Source organism: Streptomyces sp. NPDC002787 (assembly GCF_053592095.1).
This window is the reverse complement of the sequence record NZ_JBSFVC010000012.1, coordinates 45,771-66,862: the sequence shown is the minus strand read 5'-3', so window position 1 is coordinate 66,862 and position 21,092 is coordinate 45,771. Positions and strand designations below refer to the sequence as shown.

Genomic DNA, 21,092 nt, shown 5'->3' with positions numbered 1-21,092 from the left:
GAACTGCGCGACCAGCCCCCACCGACCCGCACTCGCCCGGACGACCCGAGCCCCCCACCCCCTGGGCGCCCGGCGTAAGCGGCGCAGCCACCCGGTACCTTCGTGCACCAGGCGACAGGGAAGGTGAACCGTGAGCAAGTTCGTGCGGCCGGCGGCCGAGGGTGCGGACCCGTTCGGGACGGCTCGGCTGCGGCGGGGAGTGCTGGACGCCTGGGCGACCAGTCCGGCCCGGTTCCGCGAGGACGCCAACGCCGAGGAGGATCTCGTCCTCGGCGGTTACCGGGACCGTCTCGTCGTGGAGCTGGCGCAGAACGCCGCCGACGCGGCGGCCAGAGCGAAGGTCCCCGGGCGGCTGCGGCTCACCCTCCGGGACGGCGTCCTCGTCGCCGCCAACACCGGCGCCCCGCTCGACGCGGCCGGCGTGGAGTCGCTGTCCACGCTCCGCGCCTCCGCGAAGCGGGAGCCCACCGATAGCGCTGCCGGCGCGGTGGGACGGTTCGGCGTCGGCTTCGCCGCCGTGCTCGCCGTGACCGACGAGCCCGCCGTCGTCGGGCGGCACGGCGGTATCCGCTGGTCGCTCGGCGAGGCCCGGCTGCTCGCCGCCGACACCGCCCGGCACAGCCCCGGCCTGGGGGACGAGATCCGCCGGCGTGACGGGCATGTGCCGCTGCTGCGGCTGCCGTTCGCGGCCGAGGGGTCCGCCCCGGACCCGTACGACACCGTCGTCATCCTGCCGCTGCGCGACGCGGCCGCCGCCGATCTCGCCGAGCGGCTGCTGCACGCGGTCGACGACGCGCTGCTCCTCGCCCTGCCCGGCCTCGACGAGGTCGTCATCGAGGTCGGCACCGGTGACGTACGGACGTTGCGACGGAGCGTGGAGGGGGCGCACGTCGTCGTGGAGGACTCGCGGGACGGGGTCACGCGCTGGCGTACCGTCGCCGCGCACGGGGCGATCGAGGCCGGGCTGCTCGCCGACCGGCCCGTCGAGGAGCGGCTGCGGCCGCACTGGTCGGTGACCTGGGCCGTACCGACCGGGCCCGACGGCGCGCCGGTCCGGCCTCGCACCAGCCCCGTCGTGCACGCGCCCACACCCAGCGACGAGGCCCTCGGCGTGCCCGCGCTGCTCATCGCCTCCTTCCCCCTGGACACCACCCGGCGGCACGCCGCGTCCGGGCCGCTCACCGACTTCCTCGTCCAGCGCGCGGCGGACGCGTACGCCGAACTCCTCGCCGCCTGGGAGCCGGTGAGCGAGGGGATCATCGACCTCGTGCCCGGCCCGCTGGGCAAGGGCGAGCTGGACGGCGCCCTGCGCCAGGCGATCCTGGAGCGGCTGCCGCGTACCGCGTTCCTGCCGCGTGCGGTGGCGCCCGCGCGGGACGGCCGCCTCCAGGACACCGCGGCGGCGGTGGAGGCCCCGGAGGCCGACACCTGGCCCGACGTCCCCAACCCCTTCCGGGGTCACGAGGACTCCGGCGCCCCGTCGGTGGAGGGCGCCGAGGCCGACGAGTGGGCCGACGCCCCCTTGGCCCTCCGCCCCCGGGACGCCGAGGTCGTCGAGGGCGCCGGTGCCGAGACCGTACGGGTCCTCGCCGACGTCCTGCCCAGCCTGCTGCCCGCCGGGCTCGAACGGCGCGCGGAGTTGCGTACGTTGGGTGTCGCGCGCCTGCCGCTGGGCGACGCGATCGACCGGCTCGCGGGGCTGGAGAAGGCGCCCGACTGGTGGCGGCGGCTCTACGACAGCCTCGCCGGGGTGGATCCGGACCGCCTGTCCGGCCTTCCCGTCCCGCTCGCGGACGGCCGCACGACCATCGGGCCCCGGCAGGTGCTCCTGCCGACCCCCGACGGGCCGCAGACCGCGCCCGAGACCCTCGCCCGCCTCGGTCTGAAGGTCGCCCATCCGGACGCCGCGCATCCGCTCCTGGAGAAGCTGGGCGCCCTGCCCGCGACCCCGCGCGCCGTGCTCACCACCCCGCAGGTACGGGCCGCCGTGGCCGCGTCCCTGGACGACGACGGCGGCGTGTGGGACGAGGAGGACGGACGGCCGGACGCCGACGAACTGGCCGACCTCGTCCTCACCCTGGTCCGCGACGCCGCACTCGACCCCGGCGACGAACCCTGGCTCGGCGCCCTCGCCCTGACCGACGAGGACGGCGAACTGGCCCCCGCCGGTGAACTCGTCCTCCCCGACAGCCCCTTCGCCCGCGTCATGCGCGAGGGCGAACTCGCCTTCGTGGACGCCGAGTTGGCCGACCGCTGGGGCGAACAGCCCCTGGCCGCCTGTGGAGTGCTGGCCAACTTCGCCCTCGTACGCGCCACCGACGTCGTCCTCGACCCCGACGAACTGGAGCCGCGAGACGGGGACTTCGCCGAGCCCGACGACGCCGGGCTGCTGGACGCGGTGGACGTGTGGTGCGAGGACATCCTCGACCGGTTCCCGGACAGCCCCGTACCGCCCGTCGCGACCGAGATCGTCGCCGTGCGCGACCTGGACCTCGTCGACGAGGACCGCTGGCCGGAGGCGCTCGCCCTGCTCGCCCGCCCGCCGCTGCGCGACGCGCTCGTCCAGCCGGTACGGATCCTGCTGCCGGACGGCACCCACGAGGTCGTACGGCCCTACACCGCCTGGTGGCTGCGCGGCCACCCCGTCCTCGACGGCCGCCGCCCGGCGGGCCTCCTCGCGGCCGGCGGCGACCCGCTCCTGCACGGCCTGTACGACGAGGCCGACGCCACCGGCTTCGACGACGAGCAGGTCCTGCGGGCGCTGGGTGTCCGTACGTCGGTGGCCGCGCTCCTGGACGAGCCGGGTGGCGCCGCCGAGCTGCTGGACCGCCTGGCCGACCCGGACCTGCCCGTGGGAGCCGCCCAACTGCACGGTCTGTACAGCGCGTTGGCCGAGCTCGACCCCGAACAGGTGACGCTTCCGGACGAGTTGCGTGCGGTGGTGGACGGCGAGGTGACCGTCGTGGACGCCGCCGACGCCGTGGTCGTCGACTCGCCCGACCTGCTGCCCTTCACCTCCGGCGTGCCGCTCCTCCCCGTACGGCCGTCGCGGACCGCCGAGTTGGCCGAGCTGTTCCAGGTGCGGCGGCTCAGCGAGTCGGTGACCGGGGAGGTGGACTCGGAGGGCACGGAGCACGACGTACCGGAGCCGGTACGGGTCCTGCTGGGCTCCCGGACCCCCGCGAGCTACTTCGAACACGAGGAACTGATCGTGGACGGCGTCGAGCTGGACTGGCGCAGGACCCGGGACGGCGTCCTGCACGCCGCCACCCTGGAGGGCGTCGCGGCCGGCCTGGCCTGGGCGGCGGGCCAGTGGCCCCGTCGCTTCGAGGTGGCCGCGCTGCTGGAAGGCCCCTCCAGGACGGAGGAGTTGGCGCGGGACCGCTGGTTCGACTGAACATGTCCGAACAGCGGGCCGAATCCGAGAACGTACGGGCAGGAGAGGCGGGTACCACGATGGCCGCACGGGTCACGGCGGTGAGCGCGAACGCGACGTACTCCTTCAGCAAGCCGAACCGCACGAGCATCACGCTGCTCACCGGCCTCGGCGTCGAGGGCGACGTCCACGCGGGCGAGACCATCAAGCACCGGTTCCGTATGACGTACGAGCCGGACGCGCCCAATCTGCGTCAGGTGCACCTCATCCACGAGGAACTCTTCGACGAACTGGCCGCGAAGGGCTTCACCGTCGCGGCCGGTCAACTCGGCGAGAACGTCTCCACGCGCGGGATCGACCTGCTCGGCCTGCCCACCGGCGCGCTGCTGCACCTCGGCGACGAGGCGATCGTGGAGGTCACGGGGCTCCGTAACCCGTGCTCACAGATCAACACGTTCCAGAGGGGGCTGCTGCAGGAGGTCGTCGAACTCGACGCGGTGACGGGGGACTTCACCTTCAAGTCCGGGATCATGGGTGTGATCAGGCAAGGGGGCACGGTCCGCCCCGGCGACGCGATCGACGTCGAACTTCCCGTCGGCCCGCATCGTCCGCTGGAGCGCGTATAGCGGCTTTTGCCGGAGGTGGGGGAGGCCACTGTGATCCGGGCAACATCTTCACGAGAACCGCAAAACTCGTACAACCATTCGCAACACTCGTGGATCTGATCACCCGAGCCGACGGCTTTCTCCGGAGTCACTCGACTCCCGGAAGGCGACCGGGGCTCATCAGACCTGAACCGGATCCCGCGCGACCGACCTGTCCGCGAGATCCCTTCCACGTGGGGAACACATTTTGCACAAGCGTGCCATCGTGGGTGCCGTCACCGGCGCCCTGGCTCTGACCGCCTTCATCGCGCCGGCCGCGCAGGCGGACAACATCACGAGCGGCAACACCAAGATCTCGAACGTCGTCGTCAACGGCGGCAAGTCCGTCGTCGTCGGCGCGACGGCCAAGAAGTCGGTCAAGCTCAAGTTCACCGTCACGGACAACTCCGGTGTCTGGCGGGCCGCCGCGTTCCTGTACCGCGGTTCGAGCACCAACAGCATGGACACCGCCGCGCCGTCCAGCGGGACCTGGATCAAGTGCACCAAGGTCAGCTCCACGAAGGCGACCTGCTCGGCGACCTACACCATCGAGGCCGGGAACAACGCCTTCAACGCGCACGCCGGCACCTGGAAGACCTGGGCGATCGCCCAGGGCAAGGACGCCGACTTCGTCGAGCGGGAGAACATCAAGTCCTTCAAGGTCCTGCGCGCCGGCCAGCTCGTGGGGACGAACGCCGCGCCGGAGCCGGTCGCGAAGGGTGCGACCGTCACCGTCACCAGCAGGCTGACCCGCGCCAGCTGGGACGCCGGCAGGAACGCCTCGTTCGGCGCCCAGTCGGTGCAGCTGCAGTTCAAGGCGAAGGGCGCCTCCGCCTACAAGACGGTCAAGACCGTCAAGTCGGCTGCCACGGGTGACCTGAAGACCACCGTCAAGGCGACCGTGGACGGTACCTACCGCTACGTCTTCGCGGGCACGTCGACCACGGCGGGCGCGACGGCCACGGGCGACTCCATCGACGTGAAGTAAGCAGCGAGCCCAAGGGTTCACCCCCTCTCGGACGCCATGGCGTCCTGAGGGAGGCAGGGGGGAGGCGCCGGGCGCACCGGTGCCTCCCCCCAACCTGCCGGATCACGCGGGTCAACGGACCCGCGGTCACCCCGGGCCCGATGTGACGACGACCGTCGGGCCCCACTTCTCCACCGGGGGAACACATGCGTATTCGAGCCACCGTGGCCGCCGTCTCCGGCGCCCTCGCTCTCTCCGCCCTCGCCGTGCCGGCCGCGCAGGCCGACGACTCGGCGGTTCCGGCGTGGGGGACGGTCTCCGCCGGTGCCGGGCAGTCCGCCTTCGGCGCCGCCACCGCCGCCGACGCGGCCGTCGGGGACCTCGACGTCTCCTTCTCCGCCATGAAGGTGAACGGCGGCAAGCCGATCGTCGTCGGCGCCACCAAGCACCGCAAGGTGTCGGTCACCTACAAGCTCACGCACGCCGCGGGCCTCGACATCACCTCCGAGGACTTCGCCAACGGGCCGTTCCTCTACCTCAAGTCGATGCCCGGCTCGGTGCTGGACGACTTCGAGGAGCCGGTGCTCTTCGGCGACAACGCCGCGACCTGCAAGGCCGCCTCCTCGACCACGGCCACCTGCAAGGCGGTCATCGACATCAGGCCGGGCGCGGGTGACCTCACTAACGCATACGCCAAGACCTGGAAGGTCGGTGGCCTCGCCATCCGCGGCGACGAGGCCACCGGCCAGCTGGACGAGGCCTGGCAGGGCAACCTCGGCACCGTGAAGCTCCAGCGCGAGACGAGGCTCACCGGCGCCAACGCCGCCCCCGAGCCCGTCAAGAAGGGCAAGACCATCACGGTCACCAGCAAGCTGACCCGTGCCAACTGGGACACCAACAAGTTCCCGGGTTACGGCGGCCAGCCCGTGAAGCTGCAGTTCAAGAAGAAGGGCACGTCCACCTACAAGGACGTCAAGACGGTCAAGACGTCCTCCACGGGCGCCCTGAAGACCACCGTCAAGGCCACCGTCGACGGCACGTTCCGCTATGTCTTCGCGGGCAGCTCGGGCACGGCGGCCGTGACCTCGGCGGCCGACGCGATCGACGTGAAGTAGATCGCGGCAGCCGTAGGAGGAGTTGGCGCCGGCTTCGGGTTCTCCCGGGGCCGGCGCCCTTTCCGTAAGACGGGAATCCGATCTCCGTAAGAGCTGCGCCAAGGGTTTCGTATACGTGATCCAAGAGTGCGTATGTCCGGGCCAAATTCCCGTCTGCGGTGGATTCGCTCCGGGGAACGCGTGTTCAGATCATCCGGGCCAACAGGCCCCACGATCACTCTTTCTCCACTTGGGGAACATATGCGCACAAGAGCCACTGTGGCTGCCGCTGTCGGCGCCCTGGCCTTCTCCGCCCTCGGGGTACCGGCCGCGCAGGCGGCGGACTCGGCGGCGGCGAGCGGTACTCCGTACACGCTGAACGTCAGCTTCTCGAACTTCAAGGTCGCCAAGTCGGTCAGGGTCGGCGTCGGCGGCAAGGTCAGCACGGCGGTCTCGTTCACGCTGACCCACGGTTCCGGCGTCGACATCACCGCGAAGGACTTCTACGCCGAGCCGTTCCTGTACCACGGCACCTTCGGCGACGACGACACCCCGCAGCTCTTCGGCGACGACTTCGCCACCTGCGAGGTCACCTCGTCGACGACCGCGAGCTGCACGGGCACCATCGACATCCGGCCCGGCGAGGGCGATCTGCTCAACTCGCAGGCCGGGACCTGGAAGGCGGGGGCCGACGCCATCGCGTTCAACGGCCAGGACCCCGCTCAGGGCCAGATCGACTACGGCAAGGTCGGCTACAAGGAGCAGGGCGGGCTCGCGTCCACCCTCGTCCAGCGCCTCGCGAAGCTCACCGTCAACGCCGGGCCGGAGCCGGTCGTGAAGGGCAGGACCGTCACCGCGACGGGCCGGCTCACCCGCGCCGACTGGCAGAGCCACACCTACAAGGCCTTCGCGAAGCAGCCGGTGAAGCTGCAGTTCCGCAAGGCGGGCACCAGCACGTACACCACGGTCAAGACGGTCTACTCGGACGCCTCCGGCAATGTGAAGGCCACCGGCACCGCCAGGTACGACGGCTACTGGCGCCTCAGCTACGCGGGGACCACCACAACCGCGCCGGTCAACGCCACGGGCGACTACGTCGACGTGAAGTAGGCCGTGACGTAGGACGTGAAGCGGTGACGGGACAGGGGGTGGGCCGTGGCGGTCCTACGCCGGGAACCGCCGGTCCACCCACTTCCACAGGAACTCCAGGGCGGCCGAGGCCGTCGCCGCGATGGCGACCGCTGTCCACGGCATCGTCGTGCCGACCAGGCGCAGGGCGAAGAAGTCCTGGAGCCAGGGGACGACGAGGACCAGCAGGAAGCCCGCGCCCATGGTGGCGACCAGGCCGAGGCGCCACCAGGTGTAGGGGCGGGCGATGATGGCCAGCACCCACATGGCGATCAGGAAGAGGGTGAGGGTGGCGGCGCTGGTCTCCGCCTCCAGCGCGCCCTCGCCGGTGTAGTGGTGGCGGGCGATCAGATACGTGGCGAAGGTGGCCACGGCCGCCAGGACGCCGCCCGGGATCGAGTAGCGCATGACCCGCCGGACGAAGTGCGGTTTCGCCCGCTCCTTGTTGGGGGCCAGGGCGAGGAAGAAGGCCGGGACGCCGATGGTGAGGGTGGAGAGCAGGGTCAGGTGGCGGGGGAGGAAGGGGTATTCGACCTGCCAGCAGACCACCAGGATGGCCAGGAGCACCGAGTAGACCGTCTTGACCAGGAAGAGCGTCGCCACGCGGGTGATGTTGCCGATCACCCGGCGGCCCTCCGCCACCACCGACGGCAGCGTCGCGAAGCTGTTGTTGAGGAGGACGATCTGGGCCACGGCCCTCGTCGCCTCCGAGCCCGACCCCATCGACACACCGATGTCGGCGTCCTTCAGGGCCAGGACGTCGTTCACTCCGTCGCCGGTCATCGCGACCGTGTGGCCGTGGGACTGGAGGGCGCCGACCATGTCCCGCTTCTGCTGGGGGGTGACCCGGCCGAAGACCGTGCCGGAGTCGAGGGCCTTCGCCATGTCGTCGCGCTCGGCGGGGAGCCGGCGGGCGTCGACGACCTCGCCGCTGAGGCCCAGTTTGCCGGCCACCGCGCCGACCGAGACCGCGTTGTCGCCGGAGATGACCTTCGCCCGTACGTCCTGCTCCTCGAAGTAGCGCAGGGTGTCGGCCGCGTCCGGGCGCAGCCGCTGTTCGAGGACGACGAGGGCGGTGGGGTGCGCGCCCCGGGCGACCTCGGGGTCGTCCAGGTCCCGCGTCACGCGGGCCAGCAGCAGGACCCGCAGTCCCTCCTCGTTCAGGCGGTCGGTCTCGGTGAGGGCCGGGTCGTCGTCGGGGAGCAGGACGTCGGGTGCGCCGAGCAGCCAGGTACTGGACTGGCCGTCGCCCTCGCTGAAGGACGCGCCGCTGTACTTGCGGGCCGAGGAAAAGGGCAGCGACTCGGTGCAGCGCCAGTCCTCGCTGTCCGGGTAGGCGTCGATGACGGCCTGGAGGGAGGCGTTGGGGCGGGGGTCCGACTCACCGAGCGCGCCGAGGACACGGCGTACGTACGCCTCGTCCGCGCCGTTGAGGGAGCGCAGCTCGGTGACGTCCATGCCGCCCTCGGTCAGCGTGCCCGTCTTGTCGAGGCAGACGGTGTCGACGCGGGCGAGGCCCTCGATGGCCGGCAGCTCCTGCACCAGGCACTGTTTGCGGCCGAGGCGGATCACGCCGATCGCGAAGGCGACGGAGGTGAGGAGGACCAGGCCCTCGGGGACCATCGGCACGATGCCGCCGACCGTGCGGGCGACGGAGTCCTTGACGTCGTTCTCCTTCACGATCAGCTGGCTGATGATGAGGCCGACCGCGGTCGGGACCATCATCCACGTGACGTACTTGAGGATCGTGGAGATGCCGGAGCGCAGCTCGGAGTGGACGAGGGTGAAGCGGCTCGCCTCCTCGGCCAGCTGGGCCGCGTACGCCTCGCGCCCGACCTTCGTCGCGGTGAACGCGCCGCCGCCCGCGACCACGAAGCTGCCCGACATCACCTGGTCGCCGGGTTGTTTGACGACCGGGTCGGCCTCGCCGGTGAGCAGTGACTCGTCGATCTCCAGGCTGTCCGTCTCGACGCACTCGCCGTCGACGACGATCTTGTCCCCCGGTCCGATCTCGATGAGGTCGCCGAGGACGATGTCGGAGGTGCCGACGGAGGCGGCGACCCCGTCCCGCCGGACCGTCGGTTTCGCCTCGCCGATCACCGCGAGGGAGTCCAGGGTCTTCTTCGCCCGCCACTCCTGGATGATGCCTATGCCCGTGTTGGCCAGGATCACGAAGCCGAACAGGCTGTCCTGGATCGGCGCGACGGCCAGCATGATCACCCAGAGCACGCCGATGATCGCGTTGAACCGGGTGAAGACGTTCGCGCGGACGATGTCGACGGTGGAGCGGCTGCTCCGCACGGGGACGTCGTTCACCTCGCCGCGGGCCACTCGTTCGGCCACCTGGGCGGCCGTCAGACCCGGCGCCCGCCCCGGGGCCGTCCGGGAGGAGGCGGCGGTGGGGTGCACGGGATCGAGGTCGGTGCCCGCGTCGATGTGCGTCATGCATTCGACGGTACGTGCGGAGTTGGGGGTTCACCCGCCGAGTGCGCCAAAGATCCGACCAGGGGAGGACCGGGGGGAGGGCGGGATGGTGCCGTGGTCGTACGAGCCCGTGAGGCCCCCTACCGGGGTGCTACTCGACAGGTTCGACCGGCGTCACGCCGGCCGTGTCCGCCTCGGCGGTGGCCTTCCGCTCGGCCTCCCGCCTGAGGGCCGCGTCCCGTCTGCGCACGTAGTAGATGCCGATGAACCCGAGCCCGCCGCCCGCCAGGCAGGTCCACACCCACCACGTGTGCCCGTGGTCCTCGTACCAGCCGTAGAAGGGGAGCTGGACGACGAAGAGGACGAGCCACAGGATCGTGCCGCCGATGATGGTCGGCACGATGGGGCCCTCCAGGGGCTCCGGTGCCTCGTGCTTGGGGGTCCACTTCGCCATGGGCACAGCTTACGAGGCGCATGGGTCTACGCGCGGAGATGGCGTCGGCCGCATCATATGTTCATACTGAAACGGTTTCTGGTCGACTGCTTTCGTTCGTAGAAAACTCCAACAGCATCCGGGGGGCCTGTTGGGGATGAGGTTCCCCGCATGTCCACCTCGGCTCCCGCCAAGGTCCCCGCGCAGAGCGCCCTCGATCGCCACTTCAGGATCTCCGAACGCGGCAGCACGCTGTCGCGCGAGGTCCGGGGCGGTTTCGCCACCTTCTTCGCGATGGCCTACATCATCGTGCTGAACCCGATCATCCTGAGCAGCGCGAAGGACATGTACGGGCACCAGCTGGACTACGGCCAGCTGGTCACCGCGACCGCGATCACCGCCGCCTTCACCACGCTCCTCATGGGGGTCATCGGCAATGTGCCGATCGCCCTGGCGGCGGGCCTCGGCGTGAACACGGTCGTCGCGCTGCAGCTCGCGCCGCGCATGTCGTGGCCGGACGCGATGGGCATGGTCGTGCTGGCCGGCTTCGTCGTGATGCTGCTGGTGGCGACGGGTCTGCGGGAGCGCGTGATGAACGCCGTGCCGCTGGGGCTGCGCAAGGGCATCTCCATCGGTATCGGTCTGTTCATCATGCTGATCGGGCTGGTGGACTCCGGCTTCGTCACCCGCATCCCGGACATCGCGAAGACGACCGTGCCGCTCCAGCTGGGCGCGACCGGGCATCTCAACGGCTGGCCGGTGCTCGTCTTCGTCCTCGGCGCGCTGCTGACGCTCGCGCTGATCGTGCGCAAGGTGCCGGGCGCGATCCTCATCTCGATCGTCGCGATGACGCTGCTCGCGGTCGTCGTCGAGGCCGTCGCCAAGCTGCCGGCCGGTTCCTGGGGCCTGACGACCCCGAAGTGGCCCGGCAACCCGATTGCCACCCCCGACTTCGGGCTGCTCGGCGAGGTCAGTCTCTTCGGCGGCTTCTCCGAGGTCGGCCTGCTGACGGGCGTCCTCTTCGTCTTCACGGTCCTGCTGTCGTGCTTCTTCGACGCGATGGGCACGATCATGGGCGTCGGCGACGAGGCCAAACTGACCGACGCGGACGGTCAGATGCCGGGCATCAACAAGGTGCTTTTCGTCGACGGCATCGCCGTCGCGGCCGGTGGTGCCAGCTCCTCGTCCGCCACGACCTGCTTCGTGGAGTCGACGGCCGGTGTGGGGGAGGGGGCGCGCACCGGCTTCGCGAACGTCGTCACGGGCGCCCTCTTCGCCGTCGCGCTGTTCCTCACGCCGGTCGCCACGATGGTCCCCTCCCAGGCGGCGACCCCGGCGCTGCTCGCGGTCGGGTTCCTGATCCTCGCGAACTCCGTCCGGGACATCGACTGGGCCGACTACACGATCGCGGTCCCGGCCTTCGTGACGATGGTGATGATGCCGTTCACCTACTCGATCACCAACGGCATCGGCATGGGCTTCATCACCTTCGTCGTCCTGCGCCTGGCCGCGGGTCGCGGACGCGAGGTCCCGGCCGCGATGTACGTGGTGTCGGCGGTCTTCGGCTTCTACTACCTGATGCCGGCGCTGGGGCTGACGTGAGCGGCGGATCGCCGCGGGCGCGCCGGGCGCGGGCCGGTCACGTCACCCCGTAGAACTTCTCCGTCTCGTCGACGGCGGTCTGGAACCGCTCGTCGAAGTCGTCCCGGATGAGCGTCCCGATCACGTAGTCCTGGACGCTCATTCCCCTTTTCGCCGCGTGGGTGCGGAGCCGGTCGAGCAGCTCCCCGTCTATCCGCAGGCTGAGCACAGTGGTCCCCATGGGTACCAGGGTCGGGTGCGCTACGGCCCTTCGTGTCACGTTCTGCGTACTAGTCACTCATATGAGTGACGTGATCGCTGGGGTGGCCTGAGTGGCGGGTCTCACGGGCGTCGCTGCGCCGTTCCGGTGGTCTTTAGCGAGGGTAATGAGTTAGGCTAAAGAACATGCCTGATCTACACCATGGCGACGACGAGGCCGCCGTGAACGCGCTCCGCTCGGCCGTGATGCGCCTGTCCCGCCGGCTCAAGCACCAGCGGGTCGACGAGTCGCTGAGCCCGACCGAGATGTCGGTCCTGGGCACCCTGGCCCGCTGCGGCACCGCCACCCCCGGTGAGCTGGCCCGCAAGGAGCATGTGCAGCCGCCGTCGATGACCCGCATCGTCGCCCTGCTGGAGAGCAAGGGGCTGGTGAAGCTGGAGCCGCACCCCGAGGACCGGCGGCAGAAGGTGGTCACCCAGACCGAGCGCGCCGAGGCGATGTTGGAGGAGAGCCGCCGCAAGCGCAACGCGTTCCTCGCCTCGCTCGTCGAGGGCCTCGACGAGGACGAGTGGGAGAAGCTGCGCGCGGCCGCGCCGGTGCTGGAGAAGCTCGCGCATCTCTGACGGGGCGCCCGGCCGCCGGGTGCGCCGGAGACCAGGGGCGCGCCGGATCGGACGCCGGTACGCCCCGGCCTACAGCCTGTGCGCCGTCCGGTGACGGGCATGCACGGACCCGAAAACCAGCAGACAGAACAGGAGCGGTGAGGCTCACGCAACCGCAGGACACGCACGCGTACCACGCAAGGAGGCGAACCCTTTTGAGTACGGGCCCCGGAGCAGCTTCCGTCCCCGCACCCCCGACCGCCCACGAACCCCCGCCCACCCCCGACGTCCGGGAAGCACCGCCGGATACCACCGGCCCGGTGAAGAGGGACCCCGCAGGCTTGCTGAAGCGGAACCCCGCCGACTCCACGACGCCGACCCGCCCCGCCGTGCCGGAGCAGGCCGCCCCTGCCGTGCCGAGTCCGACCGCTCCTGCCGTGCCGAGCCCGACCGCTTCTGTGGTGCCGGAGCAGGCCGCTCCTGCCGCACCGAGTCCGACTGCTTCTGTCGTGCCGGAGCGGGCTGCTCCCGGCGCTTCGGTGCCGACTGCTCCCGCGCTTTCGGCGCAGGCTGCTTCTGGGGCTTCGGTGCCGACCTCTCCCGCCGTGCCGACGCAGGCCGCCCCCGCCCCGTCGGATACCGCCCCGGCCCCCTCGGGAAGTGTCTCTGGCTCTTCGGCCGGTGACTCCGGACCCGCCGCCTCCGCGACGGCCGTCGCTTCCGAAGCCCGCGCCGCCTCGTCGGCGGCCGTCGCTTCCGAAGTCCCCGCCGACTCCACGACGCCGGCCCGTCCCGCCGTGCCGACGCAGGCCGCCCTCGCCTCGTCGGGAACCGGCTCCGCCCCCTCGGGAAGTGTCTCCGGCTCTTCGGCCGGTGACTCCGGACCCGCCGCCTCCGCGACGGCCGTCGCTTCTGAAGCCCCCGCCGCCTCGTCGGCGGCCATCGCTTCCGAAGCCCCCGCCGGCCGCGAGCGCGTGTCCATGTTCCGTTCGTTGCGGATCCGGAACTACCGGCTGTTCTTCGTGGGGCAGGTCGTGTCGAACATCGGCACGTGGATGCAGCGGATCGCGCAGGACTGGCTGGTCCTGAGTCTGACCGGGTCGTCCACCGCCGTCGGTGTGACGATGGCGCTGCAGTTCCTGCCGATGCTGCTGTTCGGGCTGTACGGCGGTGTGCTCGTCGACCGGTTCCCCAAGCGGCGGCTGCTGTTCCTCACGCAGACGGCGATGGCCGTGACGGGGCTGGCGCTCGCCGCGCTGACCCTCTCCGGACACGTCCAGGTGTGGCACGTGTATGTGGCCGCCTTCGCCGTGGGCATGGCCACCGTGGTCGACAACCCGGCCCGGCAGTCGTTCGTGTCCGAGATGGTCGGGCCGGACCAACTGCAGAACGCGGTCAGCCTCAACTCCGCGAACTTCCAGTCGGCCCGTCTGGTCGGTCCCGCCGTCGCCGGCGTGCTGATCACCACCATCGGCACGGGCTGGGCCTTCCTCTACAACGGCCTCTCCTTCATCGCCCCCATCGCCGGCCTGCTGCTGATGCGGACCCGCGACCTGCACCCCGTCCGCCGCGCCCCGCGCGCCAAGGGCCAGCTCCGCGAGGGCCTGCGCTACGTGGCCGGCCGCCCCGAACTGCTCTGGCCCATCGTCCTCGTCGGCTTCATCGGCACCTTCGGCTTCAACTTCCCCGTCTGGCTCTCGGCCTACGCGGACGACGTCTTCCACGCCGACGCCGGCTCGTACAGCCTCTTCAACACGCTCATGGCGGTCGGCTCGGTCGCCGGCGCGCTGCTCGCGGCCCGCCGGGGCACCGCCCGGCTGCGCGTGCTCATCGGGGGCGCGCTCGCCTTCGGCCTGCTGGAGATCGTGGCCGCGCTGGCACCGGCGTACTGGATCTTCGCCCTGCTCATGGTGCCGCTGGGGATGTTCGGCCTGACGGTGAACGTCACCACCAACACGGCCATCCAGATGAACACCGACCCCGCGATGCGCGGCCGCGTCATGGCCCTCTACATGATGGTCTTCCTCGGCGGTACGCCGCTGGGCGCGCCGATCGCCGGCTGGGTCACCGACGCGTACGGCGCCCGGATCGGTTTCATCGCCGGCGGCGTCGTCGCCACGGCGGCCGCCGTCACGGTGGGGCTCGTCCTCGTGCGGGCCGGCGGGATGCGGCTGTCGGTGGGGTGGAACCAGGGGCATCCACGGGTGCGGGTCCTGTCCCAGGAGCGGGCCGACGAGAAGAAGCCGGTGGCGGTCTGAGCGGTGCGCTCCGCCGGGGGGGGCGGCCGTGACGCCAACAGCGGTGACGCCAACGGCGGTGACGCCAACGGCGGTGACGCCGACGGGGGTGCCGCGATGGGCCGTCGGGCGTCTGTGGCGTCGGGCGGCTGCGGCGTCGTCGTGGTCGGTCGCGTGGTTCCGCGCGCCCCTCTCGGGCGGCGCGGTGGTCGCCGAGGGATCCGGTGCCCTGAAAAGGTGGCGGGTATGAGACTGTTCGCCGCTGTGCTCCCGCCCGCTGACGTCGTCGATGAACTCGGCCTGGCGGTGGGGGAGTTGAAGAGCCTCGCCGGTGCGGACCGGTTGCGGTGGACCGGCCCGCCCGGCTGGCACTTCACGCTCGCCTTCTACGGCGAGGTGGACGAGGACGTCGTACCGGAACTGTCGCGACGGCTGGAACGGGCCGCGCGGCGGAGTGAGCCGTTCCCGCTGGCGGTGCGGGGCGGCGGGCAGTTCGGGCACGGCCGGGCGCTGTGGGCGGGGGCGGAGGGCGACCTCGACGCCCTGCGGCTGCTGGCCGACCGGGCGGAGGCGGCGGCGCGGAAGGCGGGGGTGCCGATGGGTGAGCACCGCCGGTACACGCCCCACCTGACGGTGGCTCGCAGCCGGGAGAGCTTCGACGTACGGCCGTACGTCGCGGCTCTCGACGCGTTCGCCGGACGTACGTGGACGGTGTCCGACCTCGCGCTGGTGCGCAGCAATCTGCCGACGTCCGGGGTGGCGGGGGAGCAGCCGCGCTACGAGGCGGTGGGGCGCTGGGAGCTCGGGGCGGCGGGATAGCCGTTCGAGCGGCCGGTTAGTCTCGAGGGGTGGACCCGAAGACCCGTAACCGGATCATGGCCGGTGTGCTTGTGCTGATGTTCGCCGTGGTCGCTCTCGCGGCGGCGCTCGGTAAGTAGCCGTACCCTGTGGCGGAGCCGGGGAACCGCGCGTTGTTCGTCGGCTGCTGCCCGGTGGGGGCTTGTCGCGCAGTTCCCCGCGCCCCTTACGGGGCCCTACCAGGCGAAGGCCTCCGGGGACGGGCCCGGGCCCGGGAAGATCTCGTCCAGGCCGGTCAGGACCTCCTCGCCCAGCTCCAGCTCGGCCGCCCGGATCGCGGACCGGAGCTGCTCGGCCGTGCGGGGGCCGACGATCGGGCCCGTGACGCCGGGGCGGGTCAGGAGCCAGGCGAGGGCTGCCTCGCCGGGTTCGAGGCCGTGCTTGTCGAGGAGGTCCTCGTACGCCTGGACCTGGGCGCGTACGGCGCTGTCGGCGAGGGCGTCGGCGGCACGGCCGGAGGTACGGCGGCCGCCCTCGGCCTCCTTCCTGATCACCCCGCCGAGCAGGCCGCCGTGCAGCGGTGACCAGGGGATGACGCCCAGGCCGTACTCCTGCGCGGCCGGAATGACCTCCATCTCGGCGCGGCGCTCGGCGAGGTTGTAGAGGCACTGCTCGCTGACGAGGCCGATGGTGCCGCCCCGGCGGGCGGCGATCTCGTTGGCCTGGGCGATCTTGTAACCGGGGAAGTTGGAGGAGCCGGCGTAGAGGATCTTGCCCTGCTGGACCAGGACGTCGATGGCCTGCCAGATCTCCTCGAAGGGGGTGGCCCGGTCGATGTGGTGGAACTGGTAGACGTCGATGTGGTCGGTCCGCAGCCGCTTGAGGCTGGCGTCCACGGCCCGCCGGATGTTCAGCGCGGAGAGCTTGTCGTGGTTGGGCCAGGCGTTGGCGGAGGCCGCCATGTTCCCGTACACCTTGGTCGCGAGCACGACCTTGTCGCGGCGCTCGCCGCCCTTCGCGAACCAGCTGCCGATGATGCTCTCGGTGCGGCCCTTGTTCTCGCCCCACCCGTACACGTTCGCCGTGTCGAAGAAGTTGATCCCCGCGTCCAGCGCCGCGTCCATGATCGCGTGACTGTCCGCTTCGTCGGTCTGCGGCCCGAAGTTCATGGTCCCGAGAACCAGTCGGCTGACCTTGAGGCCCGTGCGTCCGAGCTGTGTGTACTTCATGACTGCTAGCCAAGGCGCTGGAGTGGGCTCTAGGCAAGGGGGATCCGATCGGGCGGAGGAGCCGTATGTCCGACCACTCGCACGACGACACCGAATTCCTCGGTGTCGAAGTCGATCCTGGGTTCGACCTCGATCATGTCGCCGAGTCTCCCGTGCAGGGCCAGCACGGCTCCGAGCTGCATCACCTTCCCACCGAGCCCGGTGTCGAACAGGTGGCGGAACAGGACTTCGGCATCGTCGACGCGGCCGTCCTGGACCAGCGACGCACCCAGCACCTGCGCCATCTCGCAGGCGGCCGCGCGGTGACCGTCTCCCGCTTCGAGTGCGCCGCGGAGCAGGGCAAGGGCCTCGTCGTGCGCACCCCTGCCGACCAGTGTGCGGGCAAGGGTGACGGCCGTTCCTTCCGGGCTGCCGGTGCCGGCGGTTTCCCGCAGCCACGGTTCGGCTTCGTCCGTTGCGAGGTCTTCCCGCAGCAGCCGGGCGGCGAACCGGTCGGCGAGATACGGGCGAATGACGTGGTCGCTGTCGCGGAACAGGTCCTCGGCGTCCTTGGTTTCGCCGTGGTCAGCCAGCGCGAACATGAGGGCGTGGACGGCCCGACCGAGGCCCACGATGCTGACACCCGATATCGCCCGCCACGAGATGTGGGGAGCCGAGGCGATGGCGCTCAGGCTGATGCGCAACCTGTCGGTGTCACCGGCCGCGTGTGCCAGTGCCGCCTCCCACACCGCATCCTGCACCGGCGCCCCGCTGTGGTCCAGCAGATAGTCGAAGGCCACCCACCGATCCCCGTCAGCGGGCATGAGCAGACTCGTGACCCCGTACCGCACGTGCGCCGCCCACTCGAACGCCGCCTCCAGAGGCTCGGGGCGCAGGACGGCCCCTCCCGCCGCCGTGAGGTGGTGTTCGTGCAACTCGGCCAGCAGCTCACGGGGATACGGCCCGCGCAACCCGCTACGTGCCAGATCCACCGCGGCCGCCACGAGCGCCGCACCCCGGGCGTGCCCGATCGAGGTGCGGGCCTGCCGCCAGTCGCGGAGCAGCACGGGGCCCGCCGCCAGATACTCGGCGATCCCGTGGGGCCCGTGGTGGGCGACGGCGTCGGCGATGCGGGAGTCGTCGCAGGCTCCGGCCCGCTCCAGCTCGGCCGTGCTCCACAGGCGGCCCAGTTCGATGACCGAGGCCCGGCGCAGGACCCGGTCGCCGAGGTCGGCCAGGTCGGCAAGGGGATGACTGCCGCCGTCACCGTCACCCGGCGCGTAGAACTTCGCACACTCCTTGCGCCGCATCGTCGCGATCACCGGCACTCCGAGGGCGACGAGTTCATCGAGGACATCGGCTTCGAGGCCGTCCGGGCCGAGGTGCCGTTCCAGGTCGTCGAGCCAGACCAGACACGGGACGCCGGCGCGCTCAACCGCGTCGGGCGCCGCTTTGAGGTGGGCCGAGCGGCTGGGCGGGACGATCACCCGGTGGTCGGGCAGTACCTGCCGTACGGCCTCGAACGCGGCCCGCGTCTTGCCCGCCGTAGAGTCGCCGAGGACCAGTACGAGTCCGCCGTGCTCCGCCGCCGTGCGGACCCGGTCGCGCAGTTCGTCGTCCACGTCGCGGCGTACGTAGGGCGGGAGTTCGGTGCCGTCCTCGCCGGGGCGTGCCCGGTGGGCGCCGGCGGCCCGGGCGTTCCAGACGCGGACGAGGGGCCAGCGGTCGGCGCTCTGGAGGTAACGGGGCAGGACGGCGGAGGCCTCCGCGGTCGAGTGGACGGTCAGGTTCCGGATCGCGCGGGCCTGGACGACGTGGCCCTGGCGGCCACCGGAGACGCTGTTCTCCCCCATGCCTCCCTACGCTAACCGGACTTTGGGTGATCGGCGGGCCACGGGTACCGCCCTTGACGCTGTCTGAAAGTTAGTGCTTTCCTTCGGTGAGTGGCATCTTGAAACTTCAAGTTGCTGTCCGGACCTCAGATGGGAGCATCGTGACCCCCACCACGCCCGCCCGCCGTGCCCTTGTCGCCGCCCTCGCGGCCGTCGCACTCACCTCGACCGTCGCCGTCGTACCCGCCATAGCGGCCCCGGCGGCCTCAGCGGCCGCTGTCGAGCGTGTCTCGTACGGGGATGCCGCGCGGCTCGGCTACCAGAAGACCGTTGCCGTGCGGGTGCTGAAGGGGGTGTTCGAGGACGGGGACACGGCGGTCGTCGACCGGTACGTGCGGCCGGACTACATCCAGCACAACCCGATCGCGCCCGACGGGGCGGAGACGTTGAAGGGGCTCGCGGGGGTGATGAGCCAGCAGTTCCCTGACGCCGCGTACGACGTCAAGCGGGTCGTCTCGCAGGGCGACCTCGTCCTCGTGCACTCCAACGTCGTGCTGGCGCCCGGCACCCGGGGCTCCGCCGTCTTCGACATCTTCCGGTTCCAGGGCGGGCGCATCGCCGAGCACTGGGATGTCGTGCAGGAGGTTCCGGAGTCCTCGGTGAACGGCAACGACATGTTCTCCACGGTCAGCCGGCCGCGTACCGGCGAGCCGGGGCCGGCGTGGCTGACCTCGTACAACGAGAAGCTGGTGACGAAGGCCTTCGACCGGCTGCTGGTGCGCAAGGACCTGTCGGCGATCGACAAGTACTGGGGGCCCGAGTACCACCAGCACAACCCGAACATGCCCGACGGGGTGGAGGGGGTCAGGGCCGGGCTGGGCGGCTACTTCCAGCAGTTCCCCTCCCTCACCGTCTCGCGCAAGCGCGTCATCGCCGAGGGCGACCTCGTCGCCGTCCACAGTCACTACGTGAACGCGCCGGGGGAGCGCGGCCAGGCCGTCATCGACCTGTTCCGGGTGCGCCACGGGAAGATCGTCGAGCACTGGGACGCGCTTCAGGACGTACCGGAGACGTCGGCCAACGACAACACGATGTTCTGACGGCGGTGTTCTGACGGCGACGCCTCAGGACTTCGGGCGGTCCTGGGCGTTCGTCGGCAGCGGCTGGGCGGGACCGGCTCCCGTACCGCCCCGGCGGTGCGGGAGCAGCAGCAGAGGCGTCGCCAGGAGGAGGACACCGGCGACGGTGATCGCGGTGCGGGGGGTGGTGACGGCGGCGAGGAGTCCCCAGAGGGCGGTCAGGGCCGCCGTGGTGAGTTTGCTGGTGACGGACCAGGCGGAGAGCGTGCGGACGACACGGTCCGGCGGGGTCTGGGTGAGGCGTTGCGTGGCCAGTACCGGGGTGAAGACGCCGATGCAGGTGATCAGGCCGAGTTCGACGACCATGACGAGGACGAGGCCGGCGGGGCCGGGCCCGACGAACGCCAGCCCCAGCGGCCACAACGCCCGCAGGGTCCCGGCGGCCAGCAGGACCCGGTGATCGCCGTACCGGGCCACCAGGCGGCGGGACAGGCGCGAGCCGATCAGACCGCCGACACAGGGGACGGCGAACGCGAGGCCGTACTGCCAGGGGGCGAACCCGAGTTGGCCGACCATGAGGATGACCATCAAGGGCGAGCTCAACATGATCAGCCCGTTGACCAGGGTGGTGTTGAGGAAGAGGGGCCGCAGGGCCGGGTTGGCGAGGATGTAACGCCAGCCGTCAAGGAGGTCGCCGGGGTGGAGGCGGGGGGAGGGGCTGGTCCGCGGGCCGGGTTCTGTCGGGGTGGGTTCTGTCGGGCCGGGTTCTGTCGGGCCCGGTTCTTTCGGGGTGGGCTCCTTGTGGGCGATCGTTCGGATGCCCGCCGCTGAGAGGAGATAGCTGACGGCGTCGGTCACCAGCGTGGTCACCGGGCCGAAGAGGCCGATCGCGGCGCCGCCGAGGGGCGGGCCGAGCATGGTGGTGGTCCAGGTCGTGGCCTCGAAGCGGGCGTTGGCGGCGAGGAGGTGTTCCGGGGGGACCAGGGACTTCAGGAAGGCGCCGCTCGCCGAGGTGAAGATGATGTCGGCCGCCGCGACGACCCCGGCCACCAGCAGGAGCTGGGGGAAGGTGAGCACGTCGAGGGCGTACGCCGCCGGGATGGTCAGAAGGGCCGCGCAGCGGAGCAGGTCCATCGCGATCATCACCGGACGCTTGCGGCGGAACTCCACCCAGGGGCCGAGCGGTACGGCCACCGCCGCACCCACCGCGAGGCCGGTGGCCGCCAGTGCGGAGACCTCGGTCGGGCCGACGTGCAGGACCAGCACCGCGAGCAGCGGAACCGCGTCGAACGCCAGCCGCGTACCGAACGCGCTGACCGTGTACGCCCCCCACAGCCACCGGAATTCGCGCCCCAGCGCTCCGCCTCGCCCCGCTCGCGCCATCCCCGCCCCGCCTCCCGCCACCGCGCCGCTCGACGTGGCGTGAGCCATCATGGCCGACCGGGCCGACCGGGCGAGCGGGCGAGCGG

General features: G+C 71.2%; 16 protein-coding genes. 10 read left to right on the top strand and 6 right to left on the bottom strand.

What is annotated here, in order from left to right; genetic code table 11:
- Positions 1-130: 130 nt before the first annotated feature.
- The 5 genes from ACWD26_RS18050 to ACWD26_RS18030 all read left to right on the top strand — a co-directional run bounded on the left by ACWD26_RS18050 (position 131) and on the right by ACWD26_RS18030 (position 7,191).
- Entirely contained in the window at positions 131-3,397 is a 3,267-nt protein-coding gene (locus ACWD26_RS18050) for a sacsin N-terminal ATP-binding-like domain-containing protein (RefSeq protein WP_451271099.1), read from the top strand.
- A gap of 59 nt (positions 3,398-3,456) precedes the next feature.
- Positions 3,457-4,002, top strand: coding sequence for an MOSC domain-containing protein (locus ACWD26_RS18045; RefSeq protein WP_451271097.1), 546 nt, complete (start codon positions 3,457-3,459; stop codon positions 4,000-4,002).
- A 226-nt stretch (positions 4,003-4,228) separates the two neighbouring features.
- Positions 4,229-5,008 (top strand): calcium-binding protein, encoded by a 780-nt coding sequence (locus ACWD26_RS18040; RefSeq protein ID WP_451271095.1) that lies wholly within the window; start codon positions 4,229-4,231, stop codon positions 5,006-5,008.
- Positions 5,009-5,193: 185 nt separating this feature from the next.
- A complete protein-coding gene (locus ACWD26_RS18035) occupies positions 5,194-6,102 on the top strand; it encodes a hypothetical protein (RefSeq protein ID WP_451271093.1) in 909 nt (302 codons plus the stop codon).
- 240 nt (positions 6,103-6,342) lie between these two features.
- Positions 6,343-7,191: a hypothetical protein gene (locus ACWD26_RS18030; protein ID WP_451271091.1), complete on the top strand. Its 849-nt coding sequence runs from the start codon at positions 6,343-6,345 to the stop codon at positions 7,189-7,191.
- A 54-nt stretch (positions 7,192-7,245) separates the two neighbouring features.
- On the opposite strand, the gene ACWD26_RS18025 is transcribed toward ACWD26_RS18030, so the two are convergent.
- Positions 7,246-9,654 carry an HAD-IC family P-type ATPase gene (locus ACWD26_RS18025; RefSeq protein ID WP_451271089.1) on the bottom strand — a complete coding sequence of 803 codons (2,409 nt, stop codon included), beginning with the start codon at positions 9,652-9,654 and terminating at the stop codon, positions 7,246-7,248.
- A gap of 130 nt (positions 9,655-9,784) precedes the next feature.
- Positions 9,785-10,087: a DUF2530 domain-containing protein gene (locus ACWD26_RS18020; RefSeq protein ID WP_451271087.1), complete on the bottom strand. Its 303-nt coding sequence runs from the start codon at positions 10,085-10,087 to the stop codon at positions 9,785-9,787.
- Positions 10,088-10,237: 150 nt separating this feature from the next.
- Between ACWD26_RS18020 and ACWD26_RS18015 the strand changes: the two genes are divergently transcribed.
- Positions 10,238-11,668, top strand: coding sequence for an NCS2 family permease (locus ACWD26_RS18015; RefSeq protein ID WP_451271085.1), 1,431 nt, complete (start codon positions 10,238-10,240; stop codon positions 11,666-11,668).
- Between the two features lie 37 nt (positions 11,669-11,705).
- On the opposite strand, the gene ACWD26_RS18010 is transcribed toward ACWD26_RS18015, so the two are convergent.
- Positions 11,706-11,888, bottom strand: a complete 183-nt coding sequence (locus tag ACWD26_RS18010) for a hypothetical protein (RefSeq protein WP_045556385.1) — start codon at positions 11,886-11,888, stop codon at positions 11,706-11,708.
- Positions 11,889-12,052: 164 nt separating this feature from the next.
- Between ACWD26_RS18010 and ACWD26_RS18005 the strand changes: the two genes are divergently transcribed.
- The 3 genes from ACWD26_RS18005 to thpR all read left to right on the top strand — a co-directional run bounded on the left by ACWD26_RS18005 (position 12,053) and on the right by thpR (position 15,525).
- Positions 12,053-12,490: a MarR family winged helix-turn-helix transcriptional regulator gene (locus ACWD26_RS18005; protein ID WP_451271083.1), complete on the top strand. Its 438-nt coding sequence runs from the start codon at positions 12,053-12,055 to the stop codon at positions 12,488-12,490.
- 920 nt (positions 12,491-13,410) lie between these two features.
- A complete protein-coding gene (locus ACWD26_RS18000; RefSeq protein ID WP_451271462.1) occupies positions 13,411-14,727 on the top strand; it encodes an MFS transporter in 1,317 nt (438 codons plus the stop codon).
- 225 nt (positions 14,728-14,952) lie between these two features.
- Positions 14,953-15,525, top strand: a complete 573-nt coding sequence (thpR, locus tag ACWD26_RS17995; protein WP_451271081.1) for an RNA 2',3'-cyclic phosphodiesterase — start codon at positions 14,953-14,955, stop codon at positions 15,523-15,525.
- A 215-nt stretch (positions 15,526-15,740) separates the two neighbouring features.
- Here the strand turns inward: thpR and ACWD26_RS17990 are convergent, their stop codons facing one another.
- Entirely contained in the window at positions 15,741-16,733 is a 993-nt protein-coding gene (locus tag ACWD26_RS17990) for an aldo/keto reductase (protein ID WP_451271079.1), read from the bottom strand.
- 29 nt (positions 16,734-16,762) lie between these two features.
- The gene (locus ACWD26_RS17985; RefSeq protein WP_451271077.1) at positions 16,763-18,565 is read right to left on the bottom strand and encodes a hypothetical protein; all 1,803 of its coding nucleotides are present in this window, start codon (positions 18,563-18,565) and stop codon (positions 16,763-16,765) included.
- A 140-nt stretch (positions 18,566-18,705) separates the two neighbouring features.
- Here ACWD26_RS17985 and ACWD26_RS17980 point away from each other — a divergent pair, with 140 nt between their 5' ends.
- Positions 18,706-19,644 carry a nuclear transport factor 2 family protein gene (locus ACWD26_RS17980; RefSeq protein ID WP_451271076.1) on the top strand — a complete coding sequence of 313 codons (939 nt, stop codon included), beginning with the start codon at positions 18,706-18,708 and terminating at the stop codon, positions 19,642-19,644.
- Between the two features lie 24 nt (positions 19,645-19,668).
- Here the strand turns inward: ACWD26_RS17980 and ACWD26_RS17975 are convergent, their stop codons facing one another.
- Positions 19,669-21,006: an MFS transporter gene (locus ACWD26_RS17975; RefSeq protein ID WP_451271074.1), complete on the bottom strand. Its 1,338-nt coding sequence runs from the start codon at positions 21,004-21,006 to the stop codon at positions 19,669-19,671.
- Positions 21,007-21,092 lie beyond the last annotated feature (86 nt).

Coding starts and splice junctions, on each gene's coding strand:
- ACWD26_RS18045 (WP_451271097.1), top strand. CDS start 3,457: ATGGCCGCACGGGTCACGGCGGTGAGCGCGAACGCGACGTACTCCTTC.
- ACWD26_RS18035 (WP_451271093.1), top strand. CDS start 5,194: ATGCGTATTCGAGCCACCGTGGCCGCCGTCTCCGGCGCCCTCGCTCTC.
- ACWD26_RS18030 (WP_451271091.1), top strand. CDS start 6,343: ATGCGCACAAGAGCCACTGTGGCTGCCGCTGTCGGCGCCCTGGCCTTC.
- ACWD26_RS18025 (WP_451271089.1), bottom strand. CDS start 9,654: ATGACGCACATCGACGCGGGCACCGACCTCGATCCCGTGCACCCCACC.
- ACWD26_RS18020 (WP_451271087.1), bottom strand. CDS start 10,087: ATGGCGAAGTGGACCCCCAAGCACGAGGCACCGGAGCCCCTGGAGGGC.
- ACWD26_RS18015 (WP_451271085.1), top strand. CDS start 10,238: ATGTCCACCTCGGCTCCCGCCAAGGTCCCCGCGCAGAGCGCCCTCGAT.
- ACWD26_RS18010 (WP_045556385.1), bottom strand. CDS start 11,888: ATGGGGACCACTGTGCTCAGCCTGCGGATAGACGGGGAGCTGCTCGAC.
- ACWD26_RS18005 (WP_451271083.1), top strand. CDS start 12,053: ATGCCTGATCTACACCATGGCGACGACGAGGCCGCCGTGAACGCGCTC.
- thpR (WP_451271081.1), top strand. CDS start 14,953: ATGAGACTGTTCGCCGCTGTGCTCCCGCCCGCTGACGTCGTCGATGAA.
- ACWD26_RS17990 (WP_451271079.1), bottom strand. CDS start 16,733: ATGAAGTACACACAGCTCGGACGCACGGGCCTCAAGGTCAGCCGACTG.
- ACWD26_RS17985 (WP_451271077.1), bottom strand. CDS start 18,565: ATGGGGGAGAACAGCGTCTCCGGTGGCCGCCAGGGCCACGTCGTCCAG.
- ACWD26_RS17975 (WP_451271074.1), bottom strand. CDS start 21,006: ATGGCGCGAGCGGGGCGAGGCGGAGCGCTGGGGCGCGAATTCCGGTGG.